This window comes from Bradyrhizobium sp. AZCC 1678 (assembly GCF_036924765.1).
GTDB classification, from domain to species: domain Bacteria; phylum Pseudomonadota; class Alphaproteobacteria; order Rhizobiales; family Xanthobacteraceae; genus Bradyrhizobium; species Bradyrhizobium algeriense.
In genome coordinates, this window is record NZ_JAZHSE010000001.1 from 6,391,860 (window position 1) to 6,411,595 (window position 19,736).

At 58.7% G+C, this 19,736-nt stretch carries 21 protein-coding genes and 1 pseudogene; 8 read left to right on the forward strand and 14 right to left on the reverse strand.

Annotated elements, in window-relative coordinates:
- Positions 1 to 121 precede the first annotated feature (121 nt).
- Complete coding sequence (locus tag V1294_RS30760; RefSeq protein ID WP_334478435.1) at positions 122 to 529, reverse strand: hypothetical protein; 408 nt, start codon at positions 527 to 529, stop codon at positions 122 to 124.
- A 181-nt stretch (positions 530 to 710) separates the two neighbouring features.
- Here V1294_RS30760 and greA point away from each other — a divergent pair, with 181 nt between their 5' ends.
- The 4 genes from greA to V1294_RS30780 all read left to right on the forward strand — a co-directional run bounded on the left by greA (position 711) and on the right by V1294_RS30780 (position 2,479).
- Entirely contained in the window at positions 711 to 1,211 is a 501-nt protein-coding gene (gene greA / locus V1294_RS30765; RefSeq protein WP_334478434.1) for a transcription elongation factor GreA, read from the forward strand.
- A gap of 199 nt (positions 1,212 to 1,410) precedes the next feature.
- Positions 1,411 to 1,881 (forward strand): ABC transporter substrate-binding protein, encoded by a 471-nt coding sequence (locus V1294_RS30770; protein ID WP_334502453.1) that lies wholly within the window; start codon positions 1,411 to 1,413, stop codon positions 1,879 to 1,881.
- A complete protein-coding gene (locus tag V1294_RS30775; protein WP_334502454.1) occupies positions 1,878 to 2,153 on the forward strand; it encodes a hypothetical protein in 276 nt (91 codons plus the stop codon). The genes V1294_RS30770 and V1294_RS30775 overlap by 4 nt, the downstream gene beginning before the upstream one ends.
- The gene (locus V1294_RS30780) at positions 2,150 to 2,479 is read left to right on the forward strand and encodes a hypothetical protein (protein WP_334502456.1); all 330 of its coding nucleotides are present in this window, start codon (positions 2,150 to 2,152) and stop codon (positions 2,477 to 2,479) included. Before V1294_RS30775 ends, V1294_RS30780 begins: the two co-directional genes overlap by 4 nt.
- Before the next feature lie 21 nt (positions 2,480 to 2,500).
- Here V1294_RS30780 and V1294_RS30785 read toward each other — a convergent pair whose 3' ends face one another.
- A complete protein-coding gene (locus V1294_RS30785) occupies positions 2,501 to 2,638 on the reverse strand; it encodes a zinc-binding dehydrogenase (RefSeq protein WP_334502458.1) in 138 nt (45 codons plus the stop codon).
- A 125-nt stretch (positions 2,639 to 2,763) separates the two neighbouring features.
- Between V1294_RS30785 and V1294_RS30790 the strand changes: the two genes are divergently transcribed.
- Together V1294_RS30790 and V1294_RS30795 are read left to right on the forward strand one after the other, a co-directional pair.
- Positions 2,764 to 5,142: a phosphoketolase family protein gene (locus tag V1294_RS30790; RefSeq protein WP_334502461.1), complete on the forward strand. Its 2,379-nt coding sequence runs from the start codon at positions 2,764 to 2,766 to the stop codon at positions 5,140 to 5,142.
- A 9-nt stretch (positions 5,143 to 5,151) separates the two neighbouring features.
- Positions 5,152 to 6,357 carry an acetate/propionate family kinase gene (locus V1294_RS30795; RefSeq protein ID WP_334502463.1) on the forward strand — a complete coding sequence of 402 codons (1,206 nt, stop codon included), beginning with the start codon at positions 5,152 to 5,154 and terminating at the stop codon, positions 6,355 to 6,357.
- Here V1294_RS30795 and V1294_RS30800 read toward each other — a convergent pair.
- The 4 genes from V1294_RS30800 to V1294_RS30815 all read right to left on the reverse strand — a co-directional run bounded on the left by V1294_RS30800 (position 6,354) and on the right by V1294_RS30815 (position 8,308).
- The gene (locus tag V1294_RS30800) at positions 6,354 to 6,635 is read right to left on the reverse strand and encodes a hypothetical protein (RefSeq protein WP_334502466.1); all 282 of its coding nucleotides are present in this window, start codon (positions 6,633 to 6,635) and stop codon (positions 6,354 to 6,356) included. The two genes, V1294_RS30795 and V1294_RS30800, sit on opposite strands and share 4 nt — an antisense overlap.
- A 12-nt stretch (positions 6,636 to 6,647) precedes the next feature.
- Entirely contained in the window at positions 6,648 to 6,947 is a 300-nt protein-coding gene (locus V1294_RS30805; protein ID WP_334502469.1) for a hypothetical protein, read from the reverse strand.
- A gap of 556 nt (positions 6,948 to 7,503) precedes the next feature.
- On the reverse strand, positions 7,504 to 8,058 hold the full coding sequence (locus V1294_RS30810; protein WP_334502471.1) for a NuoB/complex I 20 kDa subunit family protein: 555 nt from the start codon (positions 8,056 to 8,058) through the stop codon (positions 7,504 to 7,506).
- 85 nt (positions 8,059 to 8,143) lie between these two features.
- Positions 8,144 to 8,308 (reverse strand): peptide ABC transporter permease, encoded by a 165-nt coding sequence (locus V1294_RS30815; protein ID WP_334478424.1) that lies wholly within the window; start codon positions 8,306 to 8,308, stop codon positions 8,144 to 8,146.
- A gap of 196 nt (positions 8,309 to 8,504) precedes the next feature.
- Between V1294_RS30815 and V1294_RS30820 the strand changes: the two are divergent.
- Positions 8,505 to 8,950: pseudogene (locus V1294_RS30820) on the forward strand (NADH-quinone oxidoreductase subunit D); the annotation flags it as partial.
- Positions 8,951 to 10,866: 1,916 nt separating this feature from the next.
- Here the strand turns inward: V1294_RS30820 and V1294_RS30825 are convergent.
- On the reverse strand, positions 10,867 to 11,127 hold the full coding sequence (locus V1294_RS30825) for a hypothetical protein (protein ID WP_334356720.1): 261 nt from the start codon (positions 11,125 to 11,127) through the stop codon (positions 10,867 to 10,869).
- An 81-nt stretch (positions 11,128 to 11,208) separates the two neighbouring features.
- On the opposite strand from V1294_RS30825, the gene V1294_RS30830 reads away from it, so the two are divergent.
- Positions 11,209 to 13,299 carry an MASE1 domain-containing protein gene (locus V1294_RS30830; RefSeq protein ID WP_334502474.1) on the forward strand — a complete coding sequence of 697 codons (2,091 nt, stop codon included), beginning with the start codon at positions 11,209 to 11,211 and terminating at the stop codon, positions 13,297 to 13,299.
- Between the two features lie 25 nt (positions 13,300 to 13,324).
- On the opposite strand, the gene V1294_RS30835 is transcribed toward V1294_RS30830, so the two are convergent.
- The 7 genes from V1294_RS30835 to V1294_RS30865 all read right to left on the reverse strand — a co-directional run bounded on the left by V1294_RS30835 (position 13,325) and on the right by V1294_RS30865 (position 19,647).
- On the reverse strand, positions 13,325 to 13,705 hold the full coding sequence (locus tag V1294_RS30835; protein WP_334502477.1) for a response regulator: 381 nt from the start codon (positions 13,703 to 13,705) through the stop codon (positions 13,325 to 13,327).
- Between the two features lie 218 nt (positions 13,706 to 13,923).
- Positions 13,924 to 14,154: a hypothetical protein gene (locus V1294_RS30840; protein ID WP_334502480.1), complete on the reverse strand. Its 231-nt coding sequence runs from the start codon at positions 14,152 to 14,154 to the stop codon at positions 13,924 to 13,926.
- Positions 14,155 to 14,401: 247 nt separating this feature from the next.
- On the reverse strand, positions 14,402 to 14,710 hold the full coding sequence (locus tag V1294_RS30845; RefSeq protein WP_334502482.1) for a hypothetical protein: 309 nt from the start codon (positions 14,708 to 14,710) through the stop codon (positions 14,402 to 14,404).
- Positions 14,711 to 15,005: 295 nt separating this feature from the next.
- A complete protein-coding gene (locus V1294_RS30850; protein ID WP_334502484.1) occupies positions 15,006 to 16,829 on the reverse strand; it encodes a sensor histidine kinase in 1,824 nt (607 codons plus the stop codon).
- 112 nt (positions 16,830 to 16,941) lie between these two features.
- On the reverse strand, positions 16,942 to 17,295 hold the full coding sequence (locus tag V1294_RS30855; RefSeq protein ID WP_334478413.1) for a response regulator transcription factor: 354 nt from the start codon (positions 17,293 to 17,295) through the stop codon (positions 16,942 to 16,944).
- A gap of 171 nt (positions 17,296 to 17,466) precedes the next feature.
- Complete coding sequence (locus tag V1294_RS30860) at positions 17,467 to 17,823, reverse strand: HdeA/HdeB family chaperone (protein WP_334504875.1); 357 nt, start codon at positions 17,821 to 17,823, stop codon at positions 17,467 to 17,469.
- 318 nt (positions 17,824 to 18,141) lie between these two features.
- The gene (locus V1294_RS30865) at positions 18,142 to 19,647 is read right to left on the reverse strand and encodes a DUF1254 domain-containing protein (RefSeq protein WP_334504878.1); all 1,506 of its coding nucleotides are present in this window, start codon (positions 19,645 to 19,647) and stop codon (positions 18,142 to 18,144) included.
- Between the last annotated feature and the right edge of the window lie 89 nt (positions 19,648 to 19,736).

The window sequence follows — 19,736 nt, forward strand, 5'->3', positions numbered from 1 at the left end:
AGATTGCGAAACTATTTTTCGCCGCAGACGTTTATTCGCCTCTAGGGGAGAATGCCCGATGTGCGATTATAGTCTTCACGCTGTCAGGTCGCGGGCGGCCAAGGCAGGCGACCTATTAATTTCAACCAGTTTCCCCGGAACCGAAACGCGCGGCTTCACGGCGGCGGGCGAGCCGGGAGTGGCAGTCTGCCTTCTCCCAGGCACCGAACTCGTTTTCGAGCGCGAAATCGAGACCGCCCACGCCTTCGCTCGCCTCCTGCCGAGCTTCCGGTTTGGCATGCAAGGCGAACGACTTGCCCGGTTTCGACGAATCGATGTCCGCCAACCGCGCATGCATCATGACGCGCTGGAGCTTGCCAACGGCAGGATAGTTCTCGTGACAAAGCTCAGCGAGGGTCAGCGCGCGACCGTCCTGCAACTGCCGGCGAACTCGAAGTTCGGCAAAACGGACGAAAGCAGGAGTTCGCCCGAAGCCACTGAGGCGCTGGCGGGGCCATGACCGTCGAGCCGGCGGCAGCGGCGTCAACAATACTGGTTCCGACCTAAGATAGCCCTGCAAACGCGGAACATTGTATTCCTGCGACAGTTGGGGGAGGCAAGCGCTGATCCGCTGCTGTTCCCCTGCTCCGTAGCGCCAAGGGGATCCATCCGAAGGGCGTGGCGGGGAACGTGCGCATGCACGTCCCACCTCGGACCTAGGCACAGGCCCAATGAATGACGATATCGAAACACCGATTCAGAAGCTGCCCACGACAGCCGAGGGTTACGCCGGTCTGCAAGACGAACTGAGGCGCCGCGTCCAGGTCGATCGCCCGCGCATCAACGAACGCATCAAGGATGCACTCGCGGATGATCCCAACCTGCCCGAGAATGCGGAGTACCAAGCCGCCAAATTCGAGCAGGAAGGCAACGAGGCACGCATCGCAGAACTTCAGGACAAGCTTGCCCGCGCCGAAGTAATCGACATATCGAAGCTCTCCGGCGACACCGTCAAATTCGGCGCCACAGTGACCGTCATCGACGAGGATACCGACGAGAAGCGGGTTTGGCAGATCGTTGGTGAGCCCGAGGCGGACGCAAAGAAGCGCAAGATTTCGATTTTTTCGCCGCTTGCCCGCGCATTAATCGGAAAGACCAAAGGCATGAGCATTGAGGTCCTGACGCCTGGAGGCGCCAGAGCCTTTAAGATCCGCAAAGTGGAATGGCGTTGAGGCCCAGCCATTGGACCGGGTGCGGCCCAGCATCAAACTGATCGGTTCAGTTCCCGCTCGCGACCTCGACACGGATGTTCATTGCGGCTCATCGACGTAAACCCGCGCCTGTCCTGCGCTAGTCCTTACCGTCGCCTCGTGTTTTGAAGCTTTTCGCCAAGCTCGATGTCTGCTTGTTCCCTTGATTAGAGGATCGGCAATGCAAACGTCCCGACTGTGCAAGATTGGCATCGGTGCGCCTCTTTCGGGACGAGGAGCCCCACTTGGTCGCGAGATGATGCAGGCGGCCGGAATCGCTGTTGTTGAGGCGAACGAGACTTGCAACGCCGCTGGAATCCGCCTCGGGGCATGGGTGCTGGATGATGCCGGTGATCCAGAGGAAGGCCGAACGATCGCCCACCGCTTTGCGGATGACGATGCCGTTCTCGCGATCATAGGGCATTATAACAGCAACGTGACGCTGGCGACCGCGCCTATTTATCTGGAACGTAGCCTGCCACTCGTTGCGCCGATCGTTTCAAACCCAAAACTGACCGAATCAGGATGGACCAACGTCTTCCGCTTCACTAACCGGGACAACGTCACAGCAGCGGCGATCACCCGGTACCTGCGCGACGAACGGCAAAAAGCGAGCGCGATCGTCGTCGAGACGCAAACGGCTCCAGCATGAGCGCGCAATTCGTTACTGCGTGGAAAGCGGTGGGCGGAACCGTTATCAACCATCATCAAGTTAGCGAGGGCTGTGAAGACTTTGTCGCATTAGTGAACGGATTTTCCGGAGATACCGACCTTGTATTCTATGGCGGCACATTTGAGGGAGCGCCTCTGCTCAAGGAAATGCGGACCCAGCGCTACATGCAGCTGTTTGCGGCCGGCGACGGATGCTGGGATGTCGGAAATTTCCTTGTGCCGGCCGTTCGGCGACGGAAGGCGAAGGCGTGATTGTGCTGTCGGCTTGTCCGGAGATCGGAACGGTGGCCGGATCGAGTGACTTCGCCATGCGATACGAACGTCAATTCGGTCCGATCACGAACTATGCGGTCAATTCTTTCGATGCCACGATGACGGTCGTTGAAGCTATCTGCGCGGCTGCGAGCCGCGGCGCGTTGGTTCGAGCCGGCGTGCTGGAGTGCCTGAGAGGTATCAATCGAATCGGGATCGCCTACCCTATGCCGGTACGGTGGGACTCAAGAGGCGACAATATGGCGGCCGTGACTGCACTGCACATCGTGAGGGGTGGACACTTCCATCAAGTTGCATCGATCTGAAGCTGGTGCACCGGCGCCCGGTCATCCGACCGTCAGCACGACCTTGCCGACCAAATGCCCCTGTTCGGCCGAGGCGAGCGCCTCGGCAGCGGCATCCAGCGAAACGGTCTTCTGACGGTGCGGCTTCACCCTCGCTATTCTTTCGGGGAACTCGCGCATCGGATCAAGTCACCCTGAGCCGCAGACGACCCCGCTACACTTCCTTATGAGCGGAACCTACGGCCTCACATTCGATTGAAGCAACGTGATCTTCAGGTTTGAAGTAGCACCTAAGGGATTGGACGGTGCATCAACCCGCGAATACAACCAGCGAACTCGGGCAACTTGATCGCTACTGGCGCGCGGCGAACTATCTGTCCGTCGGGCAGATCTATCTGCTCGACAATCCTCTACTTCGCGAGCGTCTGCAACCTACGCATATCAAACCCCGTTTGCTCGGGCACTGGGGCACGACACCGGGGCTGAACTTCATCTATGCCCATTTGAATCGCGTCATACGCGCCCGCAATCTCGACATGATCTATATATGCGGTCCCGGGCACGGCGGACCGGGCATGGTTGCCAACACCTATCTCGAAGGCACCTACAGCGAAATCTACCCTGACATTACGCAAGATATCGACGGCCTGCGAAAGCTCTTCCGGCAGTTTTCCTTTCCTGGTGGAATTCCAAGCCATGCCGCACCGGAGACCCCCGGTTCTATTCATGAAGGAGGTGAGTTGGGCTACGCGCTCGTACACGCTTACGGCGCCGCCTTCGACAATCCGGATCTCGTGGTCGCCTGTGTGATCGGGGACGGCGAAGCCGAAACCGGTCCGCTCGCCGCATCATGGCACTCCAACAAGTTTCTCAATCCCGCTCGAGACGGGGCTGTCCTGCCGATCCTGCATCTCAACGGCTACAAAATCGCCAACCCGACGATCCTCGCACGCCTGCCAACCGACGAACTGGATCAGCTGTTGAGCGGATACGGTCATGATCTGCTGTTCGTGGAGGGAAGCGAACCGAGCGAAATGCACCAGAAGATGGCACAAACGCTTGATGAGGCGTTTGATCGGATCCGGGAAATTCAAATCAGTGCAAGGAATGGGGGCAGACGGCAGCGCCCGCGCTGGCCAATGATCGTGTTGCGTAGTCCTAAGGGGTGGACCGGCCCGAAAGACGTCGATGGCAAGAAGGTTGAGGGTTTTTGGCGCGCCCACCAGGTGCCGGTCGACGGCGTACGAACCAATCCGACGCATCTAGACATTCTGGAGAATTGGATGCGGAGCTATCAGCCGGATACGCTGTTCGATGAGAGCGGACGGCTCGTTGGCGAGTTGCAGGCTTTGGCTCCGACCGGCAGCCATCGCATGAGCGCAAATCCGCACGCTAATGGCGGGACATTAAAACGAAAGCTCGAATTACCGGATTATCGTCAACACGCCATCGAGGTACCCTCCCCGGGCGCCGGGCCCGAAGAGGCCACGCGAGTCATGGGCAATTATCTCCGCGACGTGATCGAGCTCAACGCCGAAGCCAGAACATTCCGGCTTATGGGACCCGACGAGACCTCGTCAAACCGGCTCGATGCGGTATTCGAGGCGACCGAGCGGGTGTGGATGGAAGATATCGAACCCTACGATGTCCATCTCGGCCGGGATGGCCGGGTCATGGAGGTGCTGAGCGAGCACCTTTGTCAGGGATGGCTCGAAGGTTACCTCCTCACTGGTCGACATGGGTTATTCAATTGCTACGAAGCGTTCGTTCACATTGTCGATTCCATGTTCAATCAACATGCGAAATGGCTCGAAGTGTCGCGCACGTTGCCATGGCGGCAGCCGATCGCTTCCTTGAATTATTTGCTCAGTTCACATGTATGGCGGCAAGATCACAATGGCTTCAGTCATCAGGACCCTGGTTTCGTCGACCTAGTGGCTAACAAGGATGCGGATATCGTTCGCATCTATCTTCCGCCCGATGCTAACTCCCTTCTATGTGTGACCGACCACTGCCTGCGGACCTATGACCGCATCAACGTCATCGTGGCTGGAAAGCAACCGGCGCCGCAATGGCTGTCGATGGCGGAAGCCGAAGCGCACTGTGCTGCCGGCATCGGCATTTGGAGCTGGGCGGGGACAGAAGAAACAGACGAACCCGACGTGGTAATGGCATGCGCCGGCGATATCCCGACGTTGGAAACGCTGGCCGCCGTCTCACTGCTGCGCGATGCATTTCCAGACATGAAAGTCCGCGTCGTCAACGTGGTCGATCTGATGGCGCTGCAACCACGTGAGCAGCATCCTCATGGCCTTTCCGATAAAGAATTCGATAGACTCTTCACCCGCAACAGGCCGGTGATCTTCGCCTACCACGGCTATCCCTACATGATCCATCGTCTCACCTACAACCGCGCCAACCATGACAATATCCATGTTCGCGGCTTCCGCGAGAAGGGCACGACGACGACCCCGTTCGACATGGTGGTTCTCAACGAGCTTGATCGATTCCACCTGGCGATCGAAGCGATCGATCGCGTCCCCGGCCTTGTCTCAAAAGGCGCGTCGGCCAAGCAGGCGTTCCACTCGAGGCTCACCGAGCATCACCGATATGTCCGCGAACACGGTGAGGACATGGCCGAAATTCAAGGCTGGCACTGGCGGAGCAAAGAAACGATCGACTAGGATTACTCGATGCCGCAAGCGATACTGGCGCTCAATGCCGGTTCATCCAGCATTAAATTTGCTGCTTACAGAGTTGGTACCGGCTCCGAACTGACCCTCGCGTGCAAGGGCAGCCTGGATCGGCACGCCAGGGAAGCCAAATTGATCGTCAAGGATGCTGCCAGCACAGTTCTGCAAGAGCACACGTCCGAATCCGTCGATTCGAGTTCGGCCTTGACAACATTGTTACTTGGACGCATCGAACCACTGCTCGGCGACGCTGAATTGGCAGCAGTCGGTCACCGAGTCGTTCACGGCGGGCCGACCTTCTCTGCTCCTGTGTTGGTTGATTCCGCGGTCTTGCAGGCGCTCGACGCGCTCACGCCATTAGCCCCGCTTCATCAGCCCGGATGTCTTGATCCCATTCGCAGCCTGATCTCCGTCCGACCAAGGCTGTTGCAGGTTGCCTGCTTTGACACGGCATTCCACCACGATCTTCCGCCGACTTACCGCCGATTTCCGTTGCCTGCCGAATTTGAAGCGGACGGCATTCGCCGCTACGGATTCCACGGTCTTTCGTTCGAATATATCGCGCGGAGCCTCGATTCGGTTGAGGCGCGCGTCGTCGTCGCGCATTTAGGCAGCGGCTCCAGCCTCTGTGCTATCCGCAACGGAAAGAGCGTCAATACCACGATGAGCCTGACGCCCCTCGACGGGTTGATGATGGCCACCCGCAGCGGCGCCATCGATCCGGGACTTGTCCTTTACCTTCAACAAACGAAAAACATGTCAGCGTCAGAAATCGAAGAACTCCTTTACCACAGGTCGGGCTTGATCGGGCTCTCTGGAATATCGTCCGACATGAGGATCCTGCTCGCGAGCGACGATCTGAAAGCAAAGGAAGCTATCGATCAGTTCTGCGCCTGTGTGGCCGAACAAATCGCGGCTATGGCAACATGCATGAGCGGAGTTGATCTGCTGGTGTTTACAGGCGGAATCGGAGAAAACAGCCCGGAGATCCGGAAGCAAATCTGCGCGCGGCTGAATTGGCTGGGCCTCAGAATCGACGATGAGGCGAACATGCGCGGGCACAATTCTATCTCCACACGGGAAAGCCGCTTCGCGGTCCGCGTGATACCGACCGATGAAGAGTCCGTGATCGCTATGCAAACCCGAGACATAATCGATCGCGCAAATTTAGAGGATCCCAACCGGATTGCGAAAAGCCCGGCCTAATCGAGCATCCTCAGATCTTCAAGTTCGAACCGGCGGTCGCGAAATTCCTCCTGCAGCTTCTCAGGATACTCGGGCTTCTCCTCTTCACTCAGGCCTGCGCCTGGCGGCGCGCCGGCCTCAGGATTCTTGATCGACAATGCGAAGCCCGCTTCCGGCGCGAAATTGAAAGCGCGTTGCACCTCGGATGGGTGCTTCGGCAGTTCCAGCGCGTAAGCGACGTGCAGTTGACCGTTCAATAGCGTAATCGCATAGACGCCTTCGCCGGCTGGGCGGACCACGGGCGCGTGGCGTCATCCCCTCGTTTGTGTCTGGTATTCGCTTTCCCGCAAGCGGCGCTCCACCGCGTCGGCCGAATCGGTCACATGGTGAACGAAACCCCAGAACCGCTCATGCTCGGCTGCCTTGGGCAAGCGCTTGCGGCCGACGATAAGCAGGCGAAAGCGAGTTTCTCCCTGTGGCTTGAGCACAATGAAGAACCGCTGCACGTCGACCAGGCTTGTCGGATTCTCCTCTCCGACCGCAGGTCGGTAGAGGAAGAAGATGTCCCCACGTTCCAAAGTTTCGTGTCGAGGCGCGCGCGAAGTTGCCATGGCTCCGCTCCATCTCTTGGAAAGCCGCAATAGCCGAACCGGTTCCGGTCACACGTAATCCATTCCGTGTCGTCACTTGCGGTGGTATTTCACGGAACTCCCAAACCCGCGCACGGTTGCAGCGACAGGCGCCGTAATGTGGAACTGGAGATGCAGGGTGGCCGCTTCGCGCCGCGCGGCGTGCGGTCGAGGGAATAATTCGGATCATGCCGAGAATCTAGCCCGCATCAATTGCCGGGGCTAGATTCGATCACGTAGACCTTTAACGCCCCCGCCTTGGGTGCAATGCTCGCAACAGAAAAAAGTCCCTGCCTTCTCCAAGCCGTGCCCGACGATGCGGATTCCGCAATGATCGCAGGTCGGTGCGAGCGCATGAATGGCGTATTCGAAGCTATCAAAGGTATGCGCCTCGCCGTTCATCGTGACCTAAAAGACCTTGTAGCCATGATGTCCGCCTTCGCAGATATCTCGCAGATGCATACGGAAGTCTGCAAATGGTTCAGCTCCACCAGCGGATACTGCCAAGATCGATCATCCTAGAACCTGGACAGCCTTCTCACCGCTCGATCGTGCCCGTCCGCCGAATCTTCTTTTGCAGGAGCATAATGCCGTACAACAGCGCCTCGGCCGTGGGTGGACAGCCCGGTACATAGATGTCGACTGGGACGATCCGATCGCAACCGCGCACCACCGAATACGAGTAGTGATAGTAGCCGCCGCCATTGGCGCAGGATCCCATCGAGATCACATAGCGCGGCTCCGGCATCTGATCATACACCTTGCGTAATGCTGGCGCCATTTTGTTGCACAATGTGCCGGCAACAATCATCACGTCGGACTGGCGCGGCGAGGCACGCGGGGCAAAGCCGAAGCGTTCGACGTCGTAGCGCGGCATCGCCACCTGCATCATTTCAATCGCGCAGCAGGCGAGACCGAAAGTCATCCACATCAGCGAGCCGCTGCGCGCCCAGGTGACCAAGTTGTCTGCGGATGTGACCAGAAAACCCCGGTCCGACAGCTCGTGGTTCACCTCGCGAAAGAAATGATCGTCCGCGCCAATTTGCGGGTCGGCATAGGGATGGATGGTCCCGACTGGCGCAGTCATCGTCATGACTGGATGTCCGCCTTGCACTGTGAGTTGACTATTGCCCATGCAGATCTCCTGCTGGCCCGGCACTGCCGATGCGATGCACGGTTCAATGAGCAAATCGGGCAAAGGCGAGAAGCAGCGCCAACACCACGGCTCCCGCCAACCCTGCGATGAAGATCGCGCGGCGCAGCGGAGTGCGGAGAATGATCTCGCCTCCTCTGGCCTTCTCGGCCGGATAAGGCGCTGTCGGGCGTTCGTTCCGTTCGGTCATTGCTGGATCGACTCGGTTTCCATGCATCTGATTGTTCTCGAAAATGCACGCCGCTCTCGCCTCTCGGGGGCCAAACCAAAGCCAGACGAAAGGTTCCTGGCCGGCTGGCTCAAATCTCGCCGGCCGGCACACCTGTGGAACCGGTAATGGTACCGGACATTTCACCAGCGGCTCCAGCAAACGAAACGAGGCCCGCATGGCCGACGCTGCGCCCCGCAATTTCACGATCAATTTTGGACCGCAACACCCGGCAGCGCACGGGTGTTGCGCCTTGTGCTGGAACTTGACGGTGAGGTGGTCGAGCGTGTCGACCCCCATATCGGCCTGCTCCATCGCGGCACCGAAAAGTTGATCGAGCACAAGACCTACCTGCAGGCGTTGCCCTACTTCGACCGGCTCGACTATGTCGCACCGATGAACCAGGAGCATGCGTTCTGCCTCGCGGCGGAAAAGCTGCTTGGGATCACGGTCCCCCGGCGCGGCCAGCACATCCGGGTGCTCTATTGCGAGATCGGGCGCCTGCTGTCGCATCTGCTCAACATTACCACCCAGGCGATGGACGTTGGTGCCCTGACGCCGCCGCTATGGGGCTTTGAAGAGCGGGAAAAGCTGATGGTGTTCTATGAGCGGGCCTCCGGCGCTGTTTTTTGAGCGAGCTTTATCTTGCGGCTTCCGCCTCAGCCTGAGAAGAAGCAGGCCGCGCCGCTCGCGCAGGCTTCGATCTCTTCGACGGCGCCTGTCCCATAGGTGCTGGCGTATTTCGCCACTCCGTGGGTTGGGTCTTCACCGTCATCGAGGTGCGCTTCTTGGACATTAGCCTCTGCCGGTCCTGCGTTGACCGCGCTTTGTCTTTCCGATTGCGACTTGGACGCTTCGGGGCCAACTTTGCCCCACTGGCCGGACGCGCACACGGCCGTTATCACCCTCGCTGATCAAGGCTTGAAGGCTGATGTCATCGTCAATGCGCACAAGTTTGACATCGGTCTCAGGCTTCCAGTGTAGGGTGACGTCGAGATCACCGGGGAAGATTTGCCACTTCGTGCCGTCATCCAACTCGACAATATGGCTCTCGGAATGCGCTGTGATCTTCATAGGCTCTCCTGCTTGGATCGCTCATTCCAAACAAGGCGTTAGAACCGGGTTCGGTTCCGCCCTGTGCGACCAGTTGCCTCTGCAAAGTTCAGCGCTACCGTTCCTCGAACAAGAACGTGACTGACGAACTTCAACGTACGTTGAGCGCGCCGTGTTCTGCTTCGAATAGCTCGCCGAGAATCCTAATCCCAAAAGGGATGGATTCTGTTCCGACTGCCAGGGATCTGGAACCCTCTCCGGGTCCCGCCGGTCCTTGTTTGTAACGTTGCCTTGTTTGCAACGCAGCCCTTCTTGAACCGAAACTGGGCGATTAATACATTGTTATCGCATTGTCCCAATGGCCGCTATCGGTGATGAGAACGCCGGGTCGCGCTCCCGCCAATCCTCGAATGGATGGAGCAGCGCATGCGAAAGCGTCGCCGTTTCAGACAAATTACCTCCCTTGAAGAACGCCTTGCACAGGAAGCAGCGCAGTTACGCAAGCAGGCCCAAATCCAACGCCTTACGGAATTGTTCGAGTAAGAAGCGCTTCTATTTTTCAAGGCGCTTTAGAATGGCCACCCCAGCTCGAAAGACGAAGACCTAAAATCTCTGCCAGTTCCCCGCGACTGTCGATTGGTAGGCGGGATGCGCCATTTCGAATTAGGATGTCACCTGGACGGCTTGGCTTTGCCCTCCGAAGCTTGACCGGCCAGACAAAGAATCGCCATCAAACCAAGCCGCGTTGCTGCGGCAGCGACGCTATGTTCTTGCCCTCGGCACGCCCGGGCCACACTCTATCATATCGATCGACTCGATTGAGCCAGCTGCCTTTGACCTCGGGCTGGTCAGCGTCATATTTATAGAATCCTGCGTTGCGAGTTTTGCAGGCGCGTCTATGTTCTTCGGGGCTCTAACCCCCGTTTGAACGCAGTTCCGATCTTGTTAGGACCAAGGTCTCATCAAGCTCTCGTGGAGCGATTTTGACGATCTGTGCACGTCGGGCCATCACCTTCGAGTTCTCAGACCAACCACGATGGCTAAGACCGATAGTGGAAGCCCTACAAAACAATCTCGTTCCGGAAAATTATCCGTCGAACTTGTGCTCGCCTCAAGAGACGCCGCCCTTACCTCAGCTGTGGTTCAAGCAATTCCACGACCCGTTGCACTACATACCGGACCTGACGATCACGGATTCCCACGAACTCGCCTGCCCTTTCAGGATCGATCGTATTGCCTCGGACTGCCCCAACATCATCCATGATTCGGCGAATCCTTCGGTGCACCGCCGGCCCCAAACGCGCCTCGCGAGCCAACGCTATCAGAGCTACGGCATCCAACTTCGCAAAGCGGTGAAGGCCCGTTCGAATCCGAAACAGGAAGATGTCTCGACCAGGCAACTCCCGAAGCGCCGATTCCAGCTTTGGCTGAAGTTCTTTGAGATAGAAAAATGGGGGGACCGCAGGGTTGCAGCGCCCCATTCAGTTTCAGCGCCTCCCGACGCGATTAACCGGACCCCCGCGATTCATCGGTGTCCCAGGCCGTACTCCAACTCCGGCAGCACCGACGCCGGGAGTGACCACGGCTCGCGCGACCGGCCGCGGCCGCAGCACCACGCCGGGCCTTGCGACGCATCCCACCGGATAGGCAACATATTGGCAATACACTACCGCCCCGGCCGGTTCAGTGCTTGCCGTGATGAACCCAGCCATCAGCAACGCAGATAGCGCGATCGAAAGCTTCTTCATCGTTACCTCCGCCATTCTGACTAAACGGTTTCATTGAACAATCTGCGCTGACATACGCCGCGCAACATCGCAGGCGATAAGGTGAACCTTCTTCATACCGGTGACTATGCAAAATCGGACAGTTTCTGGGGCGGCCTGAGCGGTTCAGCTTTCGGCATTACCGACTTCGGTTGCGCGCTGGCAATAGGGCTTAGTATCGCTCGCGTCGCACGTTTTGTGCTACATGCGGGGTTCGAGAGAGGCTGCCGCGTGCTTCAGGATCTACGAAATCAGGTCCAGCGCCGAGTGCTCCCTGTCGCTGATCCGACGCGGCGATGGGTCAGCGCGATCGGGCTCGCTGTGGCTGTCGGCATCGCCTATTTCCTGGCCGCGCGACTGAGTCTTTCTCTACTGACAAAACCTGACGGCGTAGCCGTGTTCTGGCCGGCCTCCGGTGTTGCCGCCGGCGTCCTGATAGCGGTGGGCCGGAGTGCGCGATGGCCGGTGGCAATCGGTACGATGGCGGCAACGATCGTAGCCAATCTGTTGGGAGACCGAACCTTCGCCGGCGCTATCACCTTCGCCTTATGCAATGCTGGAGAAGCGATCCTCACGGCTGTCCTTGTCGAGCGCCAATTTGGTTCGGATTTCGGCCTCGACCGGCTGCGCCACGTCCTGGGATTACTTTCGGCAGCGGTCTTCGCGGCGGCCGTCTCCGGAATCGGTGGGGCTCTGGGGTTCAAACTGTTCCACGGCTCGACGGCACCGATCCTGACCATTTGGCAGCATTGGTTTGCGGCCGACGCCCTCGGCATCGTCACGGTTGCACCGGTGTTGATCGGAGTTGCCGCGGCCGTGCGCAACCCGCCGCCGCAGAGCGAGGCAATCGAAGGTGCCATGGCGCTCGTGGCGATAACCTCGACAAGCGCGATTAATATCTTTCTACCCCGCGAATCATGGGCGACTTTGGTGCCGCTCGCCTTGCTGTTCCCACTGTTGCTGTGGCTTGCCGCCCGCTGCCGGCCGGCGTTCGCCGCGGCGGCCGCGTTCATCGTTGCACTGACAATCGTATGGACGACTACCTTCGGCATCGGGTATTTCGGCGACCCCGATCTCCCGATCGCCGACCGCATCCTGGGTGCCCAAGCCGGCATCCTGACGACGTCGCTCTGCACGTTCGTTCTTGCCGCGCTATTCGCAGAGCGGCGTCTGCACGAGGCAGCGCTCAGTGAGGGCGCGGCGCGGCTGCAGGAGGCGTTGACGGCCGGGGCGGTGACGGCTTTCGAATGGGATGTCCGCACCGGTTCGTCGCACCGCAGCGATAACGCGGCAAAGATTCTGGGATACGACCCGCAAGCGCCCTTTACCGGGACTGATTTTCTTGCGTCGATTCATCCGGCGGACCGCGCGCACTTCAAAGCGCACGTGAGGAACGTCCGCCCCGACAGCCCTTCGTATGCGGTCACCTTCCGTGTGATGCGTCCTGACGGTCATGAAATGTGGCTGGAGGAAACAGCGACGGCCGAGTTCGACGCATCCGGGCACTGTGTACGCATCAAAGGCCTGACCCTCGACATCACCGAGCGCAAGCGGGCTGACGAGCACCAACGCTTGCTGATCGCGGAGCTTGACCACCGCGTCAAGAACGTGCTCACGCGCGTTGCCGTGGTCGCCATGTATACGCGCCAGGGCAGCAGCACGATGGACGAGTTTATCCAGGCACTCGATCGCCGCATCCAAAGCATGGCAGTCGCTCATGAGCTATTGAGCCAAGGTCACTGGCAGGGCGTTCGCCTCGCGGATATTGTCCGCCGCCAACTAGCTCCCTACGCGACGGACGCAAATACGACGACTAACGGCCCCGACATCACACTCACCGCCGCGGCATCCGAGGCGCTGGGGATGGTGCTGCATGAGCTTGTGACCAACGCCTCCAAATACGGCGCGCTGTCGATTCCGGATGGTCGGGTGTCGGTAAGCTGGGAGTGCGGCAACAGCGACGATACGGCGACAAGTGTGATGATCGTATGGCGTGAGACGGGCGGCCCGCCGGTATCGGCTCCGACTCAATACGGATACGGAACCAGCCTTATTTGCGATCTCATCCCTCACGAACTCGGCGGTAAGGTCGACCTCGCTTTTTCGTCCGAGGGCGTGTGCTGCACAATCGAGATACCCCTCAAGCGCAGATAAGCGACCATCGCACGGGAGAACCCCTTCATCGATCCACCTTCCTGGCAATGATCGGGCGCAAGATCGCAAGAAGCTGTTCCTTGCTGACGGGCTTCTGCAGAATGGCCTCGGCCTTTCCTGGGGCTAGAGAAACAACCGCGTAGCCAGTGAGCACGATAACTGGAATGCCTTGTTCATGCAGCCGATCGATCAAGCCGTCGGCCCGCTCGCCTTCTCGGAGATTAATGTCGACGATGGCTACATCCGGGGTGCGCTCGGCAACCAGGCGCTCGGCGTCCGCCGTGGTCGCGGCTGGTCCGGCCACGTCCGCTCCCAAGACATGAAGCAAGGTCTTCAAGGCTTTGCCGACGTGCCAGGAATCCTCGACTAAGAGGATACCCACGCCCTGCAGTTCCAAATTTTCCATCCCGTCTTCCGTCAAAAGCAGCCCCATAATCGGAATTTTACCAATCAAAGCACACCCGGCCGCTGGCGGGCTAGAGAGCATGATGGGTCGGAGTTGAATCGACTAGCTGTAAGCGCGACGCACAGCCGGTCCCGCTCGCTGCGATGATCCGGGAATTCCGTGAAAGTAATAACGTCAAGCTGGATCCGACGTTGTCAGATACGCCCTCCGTCAGTCAGCTATCGCATGTCATTTCGCAGGCGGCGCCTGCGTTTCTTCTCGGTGCGCTGGCCGCCTTCATTGCCGTCCTGATTTCCCGCCCGAACCGAATCGTCGACCGAACGGTAATCCTGAACGGGATTGCTGATTGACGATACCGTCCGGTGCCGGCTCAAGGCCGATCTTCCACGCCTGATGCGACGCGCGGCGATGATGAACCGGGCCATCTTCTGGGCGGTGGTCGCCAGCATTGCTGGTCATCGTCGCTTTTGTAACGGCGTTCTTGCAACTCCAGCATAAGCGGGGTCGCTGTCTTCATGATATCGCTCGCCGCGTTCACCATCTCGCTGGTCGATTTGCCCGGGAGGTGCGAATTGCACTGAGTGAGCACGACCATTACAGCTGATTTGGAAAACCCTGCGGCTGAATGTACGTGCGTTCGCCGTCCCCCGGCATCGTCGGCTTGCGATCCAAAGTACGAAAGGTCAGACTGAGCAGTCATCGGGCCCATTGGTCCAGTTGAAGGCAAGTCAACAGGCTGACGTAGCTCGGCGTGCCGCCAACGCTTTCGTTCGCGGTACAGTTTGCTCTGTTGGCCGCGGGAAACTTCGACCACCGGCTGGCCAGCTGCTGGCGGGCTTGCTGTTCATCCCTTATGCAGCTTTTTAACGATTGATCGACGGAGAGCCCGACGGTAGCGGCAACATCGAGCTTGCAATTTCGGGCAATATCGAACTTTGGCACATTGTCAGCCATTGCAACAACCAACTGAGAACTCACGACAATCATCGAGATCGAGATAGGCATTGTGGCCTCCAGCTCGCAGTGGCTTCACGGCATTCTAAGAAAGGCGCCCTCAGTCAGCTCTTCGTTCGATTTCTATGCAAGTCGGGGCGCGCGTCGTCTATGCGAAAACGGACAGGCATCCATAGAAGTCCGTGCCTGATTTTGCATAGCCGGATGCGCCCGCTTCGATAATCTTTGACTTCATCAGCGGTGAGGCGGTTCTAATACGTAACGCATCGCCCACGTGCCATCGATGGACAGATGAAGTCATCACGGCAGGTCATATGGGCGCAACGAATGTGACCGCTCATTTTGCCTAAGCGCTAGCCACCGGAAGCCTAAAGGAGAACACCGCGCCCCCGGTGCGATTCTCGGCCCACAACTCGCCGCCGTAGCTTTCGAGTATCGTTCGTGCAATTGGGAGTCCCAGCCCCGTCCCTTGCAGCTTCGTTGTGACAAACGGATTGAAAATGCTGACCAGTTTATCGTTGGGGATACCCGGGCCGGAGTCGGATATTCGGGCCTCGACCCCGCCGGTATCAGCCAAATTTGTTCGGATCGTCAGATTATGCGGTTTGGCTACCTCCTCCATCGCGTCCACGCCGTTCATCACGAGGTTGATGATGACTTGCTGCAGATGAATCGGATCGCAGCGCACCCGTAGTGGCTCCGGCGCAAGAATGGTACGTAAAATCACTCCCCGCCTCGTCACTTCAGGAGACACAATCTTGACGACGTCGCGCACGGTGTCGTTCAAATCGAGCGTCTGCAGATCGGCTTCCGTCCTGTTGTTGAGCAAATTCCGCAGGCCGCTGATAATCTCGCTCGCACGTTGCTCATCCCGGACAATATCGGAAAGGATTTCGCCGAGCTGAGCCATGTCGAGTGGATGAGCCTTGAGCAACATCTGCGCGGCCTCGGTATTGCTCAAGATGGCTCCGAGCGGCTGATTGAGTTCATGAGCGATCGAGGACGACAGAACGCTTGCGGTCGTGACGCGATTCAGACGGACGACCTCCTGACGGCGACTGATCGCCTCCGCTTCGGCGACAAGACGTCGCCGCCGCTCGACGAGCAGCAATGCAATGATGCCCGCCTGCAGCAGGATGGCCGCCATAACAGCCGTCAGTTGCGGGCGATACTGCTCCCAGAGGCTGGGCACGCGAAAAACAACTTCGCTGCCCGGCGGCAATTGGCTTTCACTGATGTTCCAGCGCTTCAGCTCCCTCCAGTCGTATCTGGGCGATGCCGCTGGAATCGGAGGCGTCTTGATGCTGCCCGGCGACTCTCCGCCGAGAATGCGCACGGCAACTGCGGCGGTCTGGCGGCTGACGTCGGATATGTTCGTCATCCGGCCGCCGACGATCCCTCGGCCGAAGAACGTGTCCTGTTCTGAAAAGATTGGCGCATTGGCGACCGCGTGAATCCGGTCTATGGCTCGACCGCCTTCGTGCACGACGCCGGCGGCGTCCACCAACATCTGGGCGTAGACGATGATGGTCCGGGGTGGCAGGACAGCCACCTGCTTGAGGATCTCTTCCAGCGACAGTTCATTGGAATAAGTGATCTCGACCCGGCTTGTCAGCGGTTGGAGCAGCTTGCGCATCTCCTCCAGCCATCGCTTCTCGATCGGAGAACTCCCGTGCACGATGAAGACCTTGGTCGTCTCCGGAACTAACTTCAGTATCTGTTCGACAGTGCCCAATACGTCGATAGATACGGAGACCATCGCATCGGTCGCCGGTGCGTTCGGAGAAATCCGCTGCTCGAGGGCCGCGTACAAGGTTGGGATCGAAGGAAAAATCCGCGGACGGTTTTGCTGAAAGAATCGTGCCGCGGGGCCGCCGATCGTCATGATCAGGTCGAGTTTGCGCTCGGAGAACACCGCATTCAAATAGCTGACAAAGGCGTCTTCATTCCCGTCGGGGAAGCGAGCCGTCGACAGGGAGGCCTCGAAGATATCGATGGGATCTTTCGACTGAAGCCTCAACTCCTCGCGGATCTTTCTTGCGTAGTCATCCCACGGCGAGAAATCGCGGCCGACGGAATGGACAATCAGCACCCGCTTTGGCTGGGAAAAAGCCGCACCGGTCATCGCCAGGAGCAGAACGATCGAACTGAGAAATATTCGAATTATCATGCGATAAGGCGGTCCGTTTACGCGGGATGTCACGATATGACCCGGAACCCAATCCTACTCGACTTGCCCAGTACCTATTCCCTGCAATCGTTAAGGAATTGGGCTCCATTCCTCAGGGAATCCTGCCGACGGCATCGATCAGCAGCTTTGACAGAAACGGTTTCTTCAAATACGCAATGCAGCCCGCGTCGAATGCCTCCTGCCGGGTAACCTCATTATCGATGGCCGTCATCATAATGACCGGTAATTCCCTACCTGACGCGATCAACTGCCGTTGCAGGTCGATGCCTGAGATTCCGCCAAGGTGAATATCCAGCAGCAAACAATCCGCTTCGCACTCGGCATAGGCCTCCAAAAACGACTCTGCCGATGCAAACGTCCGGACACGGTAGCCATGGGCCGACAAAAGGCGGTTTAGACCTTGGAGCATGCTGGGATTGTCGTCGACGACAGCTATGGTGCGCATGACGAAACGATCATTGGCTGTTTGCAGTTATCCCTTCGGCAAGAAAGGCAATTCCCAGTTACGGATCGCGATCAGGACTGGCGCTTGCGAACAGCAATCTGCATCGGCCCTCCCTGGGACGCTATGCACAATCCGCCCTTGCGCAGGGTCGCCGAGATCGCTGTGAATCCGCTAGGGCTTCATTTCAATCCCCAGCTTCGCCCGCATGTCCTTGAACACGACGGCGACCGCCTCGATGATCAATTGACCGGGGTTCGCCTTGCAATAGACAATGATTTCGTGCTCGGCCTCTTTTGATTTGACGATATCCATATAATGCTTGCGAGCAAGTCCGTTGTACCAGCCGCTGTACCAGGCTGTCAGGCGGTCGGCATCGCCTTGCCAGGTCCCGGCCAGCTGAGCGCATGTCAACTTCTGGACATTGAGGAAGCCGTTGGCGTCGGCATAGGTGCTGAGATCGACCTGGGCGCGGGCAACCGGAATCGCCGTCGCAGACAGTATCGTTGCGAAAATCAGGGCCCTGTGCATCTTGCGCTCCATTCCATTCTCCTGCTGAGCTCGTCGCCTGGTCGCTGAATTGAAGCGGGAGAAGTCCTGCATCTCCCCCGCTTCCTCTCTTCTCAGTAGAACGCGGATAGTGGTAGTAGCGCACGCAGGCCGCGCGTACGGTCTCAACGGGCTAGGCCATCAAGGCCTGGTACGATGGTGCGATGAAGAGCTTCATCCGCACGGCGAACGAGGCCGCTCCACTGGCCGCGAAAGAAGAGAAGAAATAGCCCGCAAGAGACGACATCCTCCGCACCGGTGCGGAGCGGCAAGCGCCTAGCCTGCCGCTCCGTTACCGCATCACTGCACCAGTTCGATCTCGCCCGGCTTCCATGTCTTGTCGAACCAAGGCTCCAGCGGACCGTAGAGCCGAAGGATCATGAACCAGCCCTTGCCCGGAATCGTCTGCACCCAGTTGTTCTCCATTCCCGCCGGGGCCTTCGGTCCGAAGTAGACATCCACCGATCCGTCCGTATTGACCTTGACTCCCTTGCTCTGGCTACTGACGCTCGGGGCTTGCTGGTCGGTTTGCACCATCGAGCGGGTCTGGTTGTCGTAGACGATGACCGACCAGAAATCCTTGACCGGGATATTTGGCGGCAGGCGCAGCTTGTAAGTGTTGCCGCCATCAAAGGGATTGCCCTTCGCATCCTGCACCGACCAGGGATATTGCGAGCCCCGGCCCACCATCTTCTCTTCCATCGCTGGCGTGACGCCGATGGCGAAGTAATAGTAGAAGACAGCACCGTCCAAGTTGCTGACACCGGGTGCTGTCTCGAACTTGTAGCCGCCGAAAAACGGCAAGCGCCACGTACTGTCCGGATAGAAATACGCATCCTTCGCGCGAACCTTGAAGGCGATCGTCCGCGCCGTCACGGCGCCGATGTTGGCGGCGTCGGTCAGGATCCTCTTCATCCGCTCATCGGGATTGAAGGGCTGGCCCTTGACGATGCCGATCGAGGCGAACAGGCCCAGGGTGGTGGGATCGGAACCGTCCGCCGGCTCTTCCTGGATGACCTGGTTCAACAGGCTCCAGAACGAGTAGTCACCCGGCGAGACAAAGTTCGAGGGAATACCGGAAGCATTGACGAACTTCATCGGCGGTGGGTTGGCGGTCTCGGCCAGGCGATAGATCCGCAGGTTCTTCTTGACCGAGTCAACCCCGGGTCGGGTCGAACCGTCCACAACGAAGGCACGAAAGACGAGGTAGCTGCCGAAAGTGCTCGGCCGCACGACGTGATACCCCGGTGGTATCTCGCCCTTGAATCCAGGCGGCAACAGGAGGTATTTGCCGCCCTCGCCCTTGTCGGCCCCGGTGATGCCGATGTCCGCCACCCACTTGTACCAGAAGTCGTCGATCATCCCGAGCACCTTGGGCGGAATCTCGGCCACCACCGGTCCCTTGCTCGTGTCGACCCACATGAAGTTGTAGATCGTGTTGTCGTTGGCCGTCAGCGCGACGGTCTTCGGATCGACCAGATTTTCCCAGATCACGTCTGTCTGGTTATCAGGTCCGAACTTGCGCAGCGAGTCGCGCATGCCGGCCTGATTCACGATCGGAATCGCCAGCAGATAAGCCTGTAGCGCGCGCGAACGATCCAGGTTGTCGTAGATTTTTTCAACGGTATCGACCGACGGGTAGCCGTAATCGAGATTCAGCGTCCCGATCGAGGATTCGATCTTGTCCGGTACGGCGACGCCCGATGAGAAAGGCGTCGTCATCTTGTAGGTCTGTGCGGAAGCGGCGCCCAAGCCCATCAGTACCACTGCAACGGTGGCGCAAAGCAGTCTCGTCGCGCGCATCACGGCTCTCTCCTCGTCGACAGCCACTGCAAGAGTAGCGCCGGCCAATCTCAGGTAGCGTTTCATGAGCTTTTGTTCCTTGTTGCAATCCG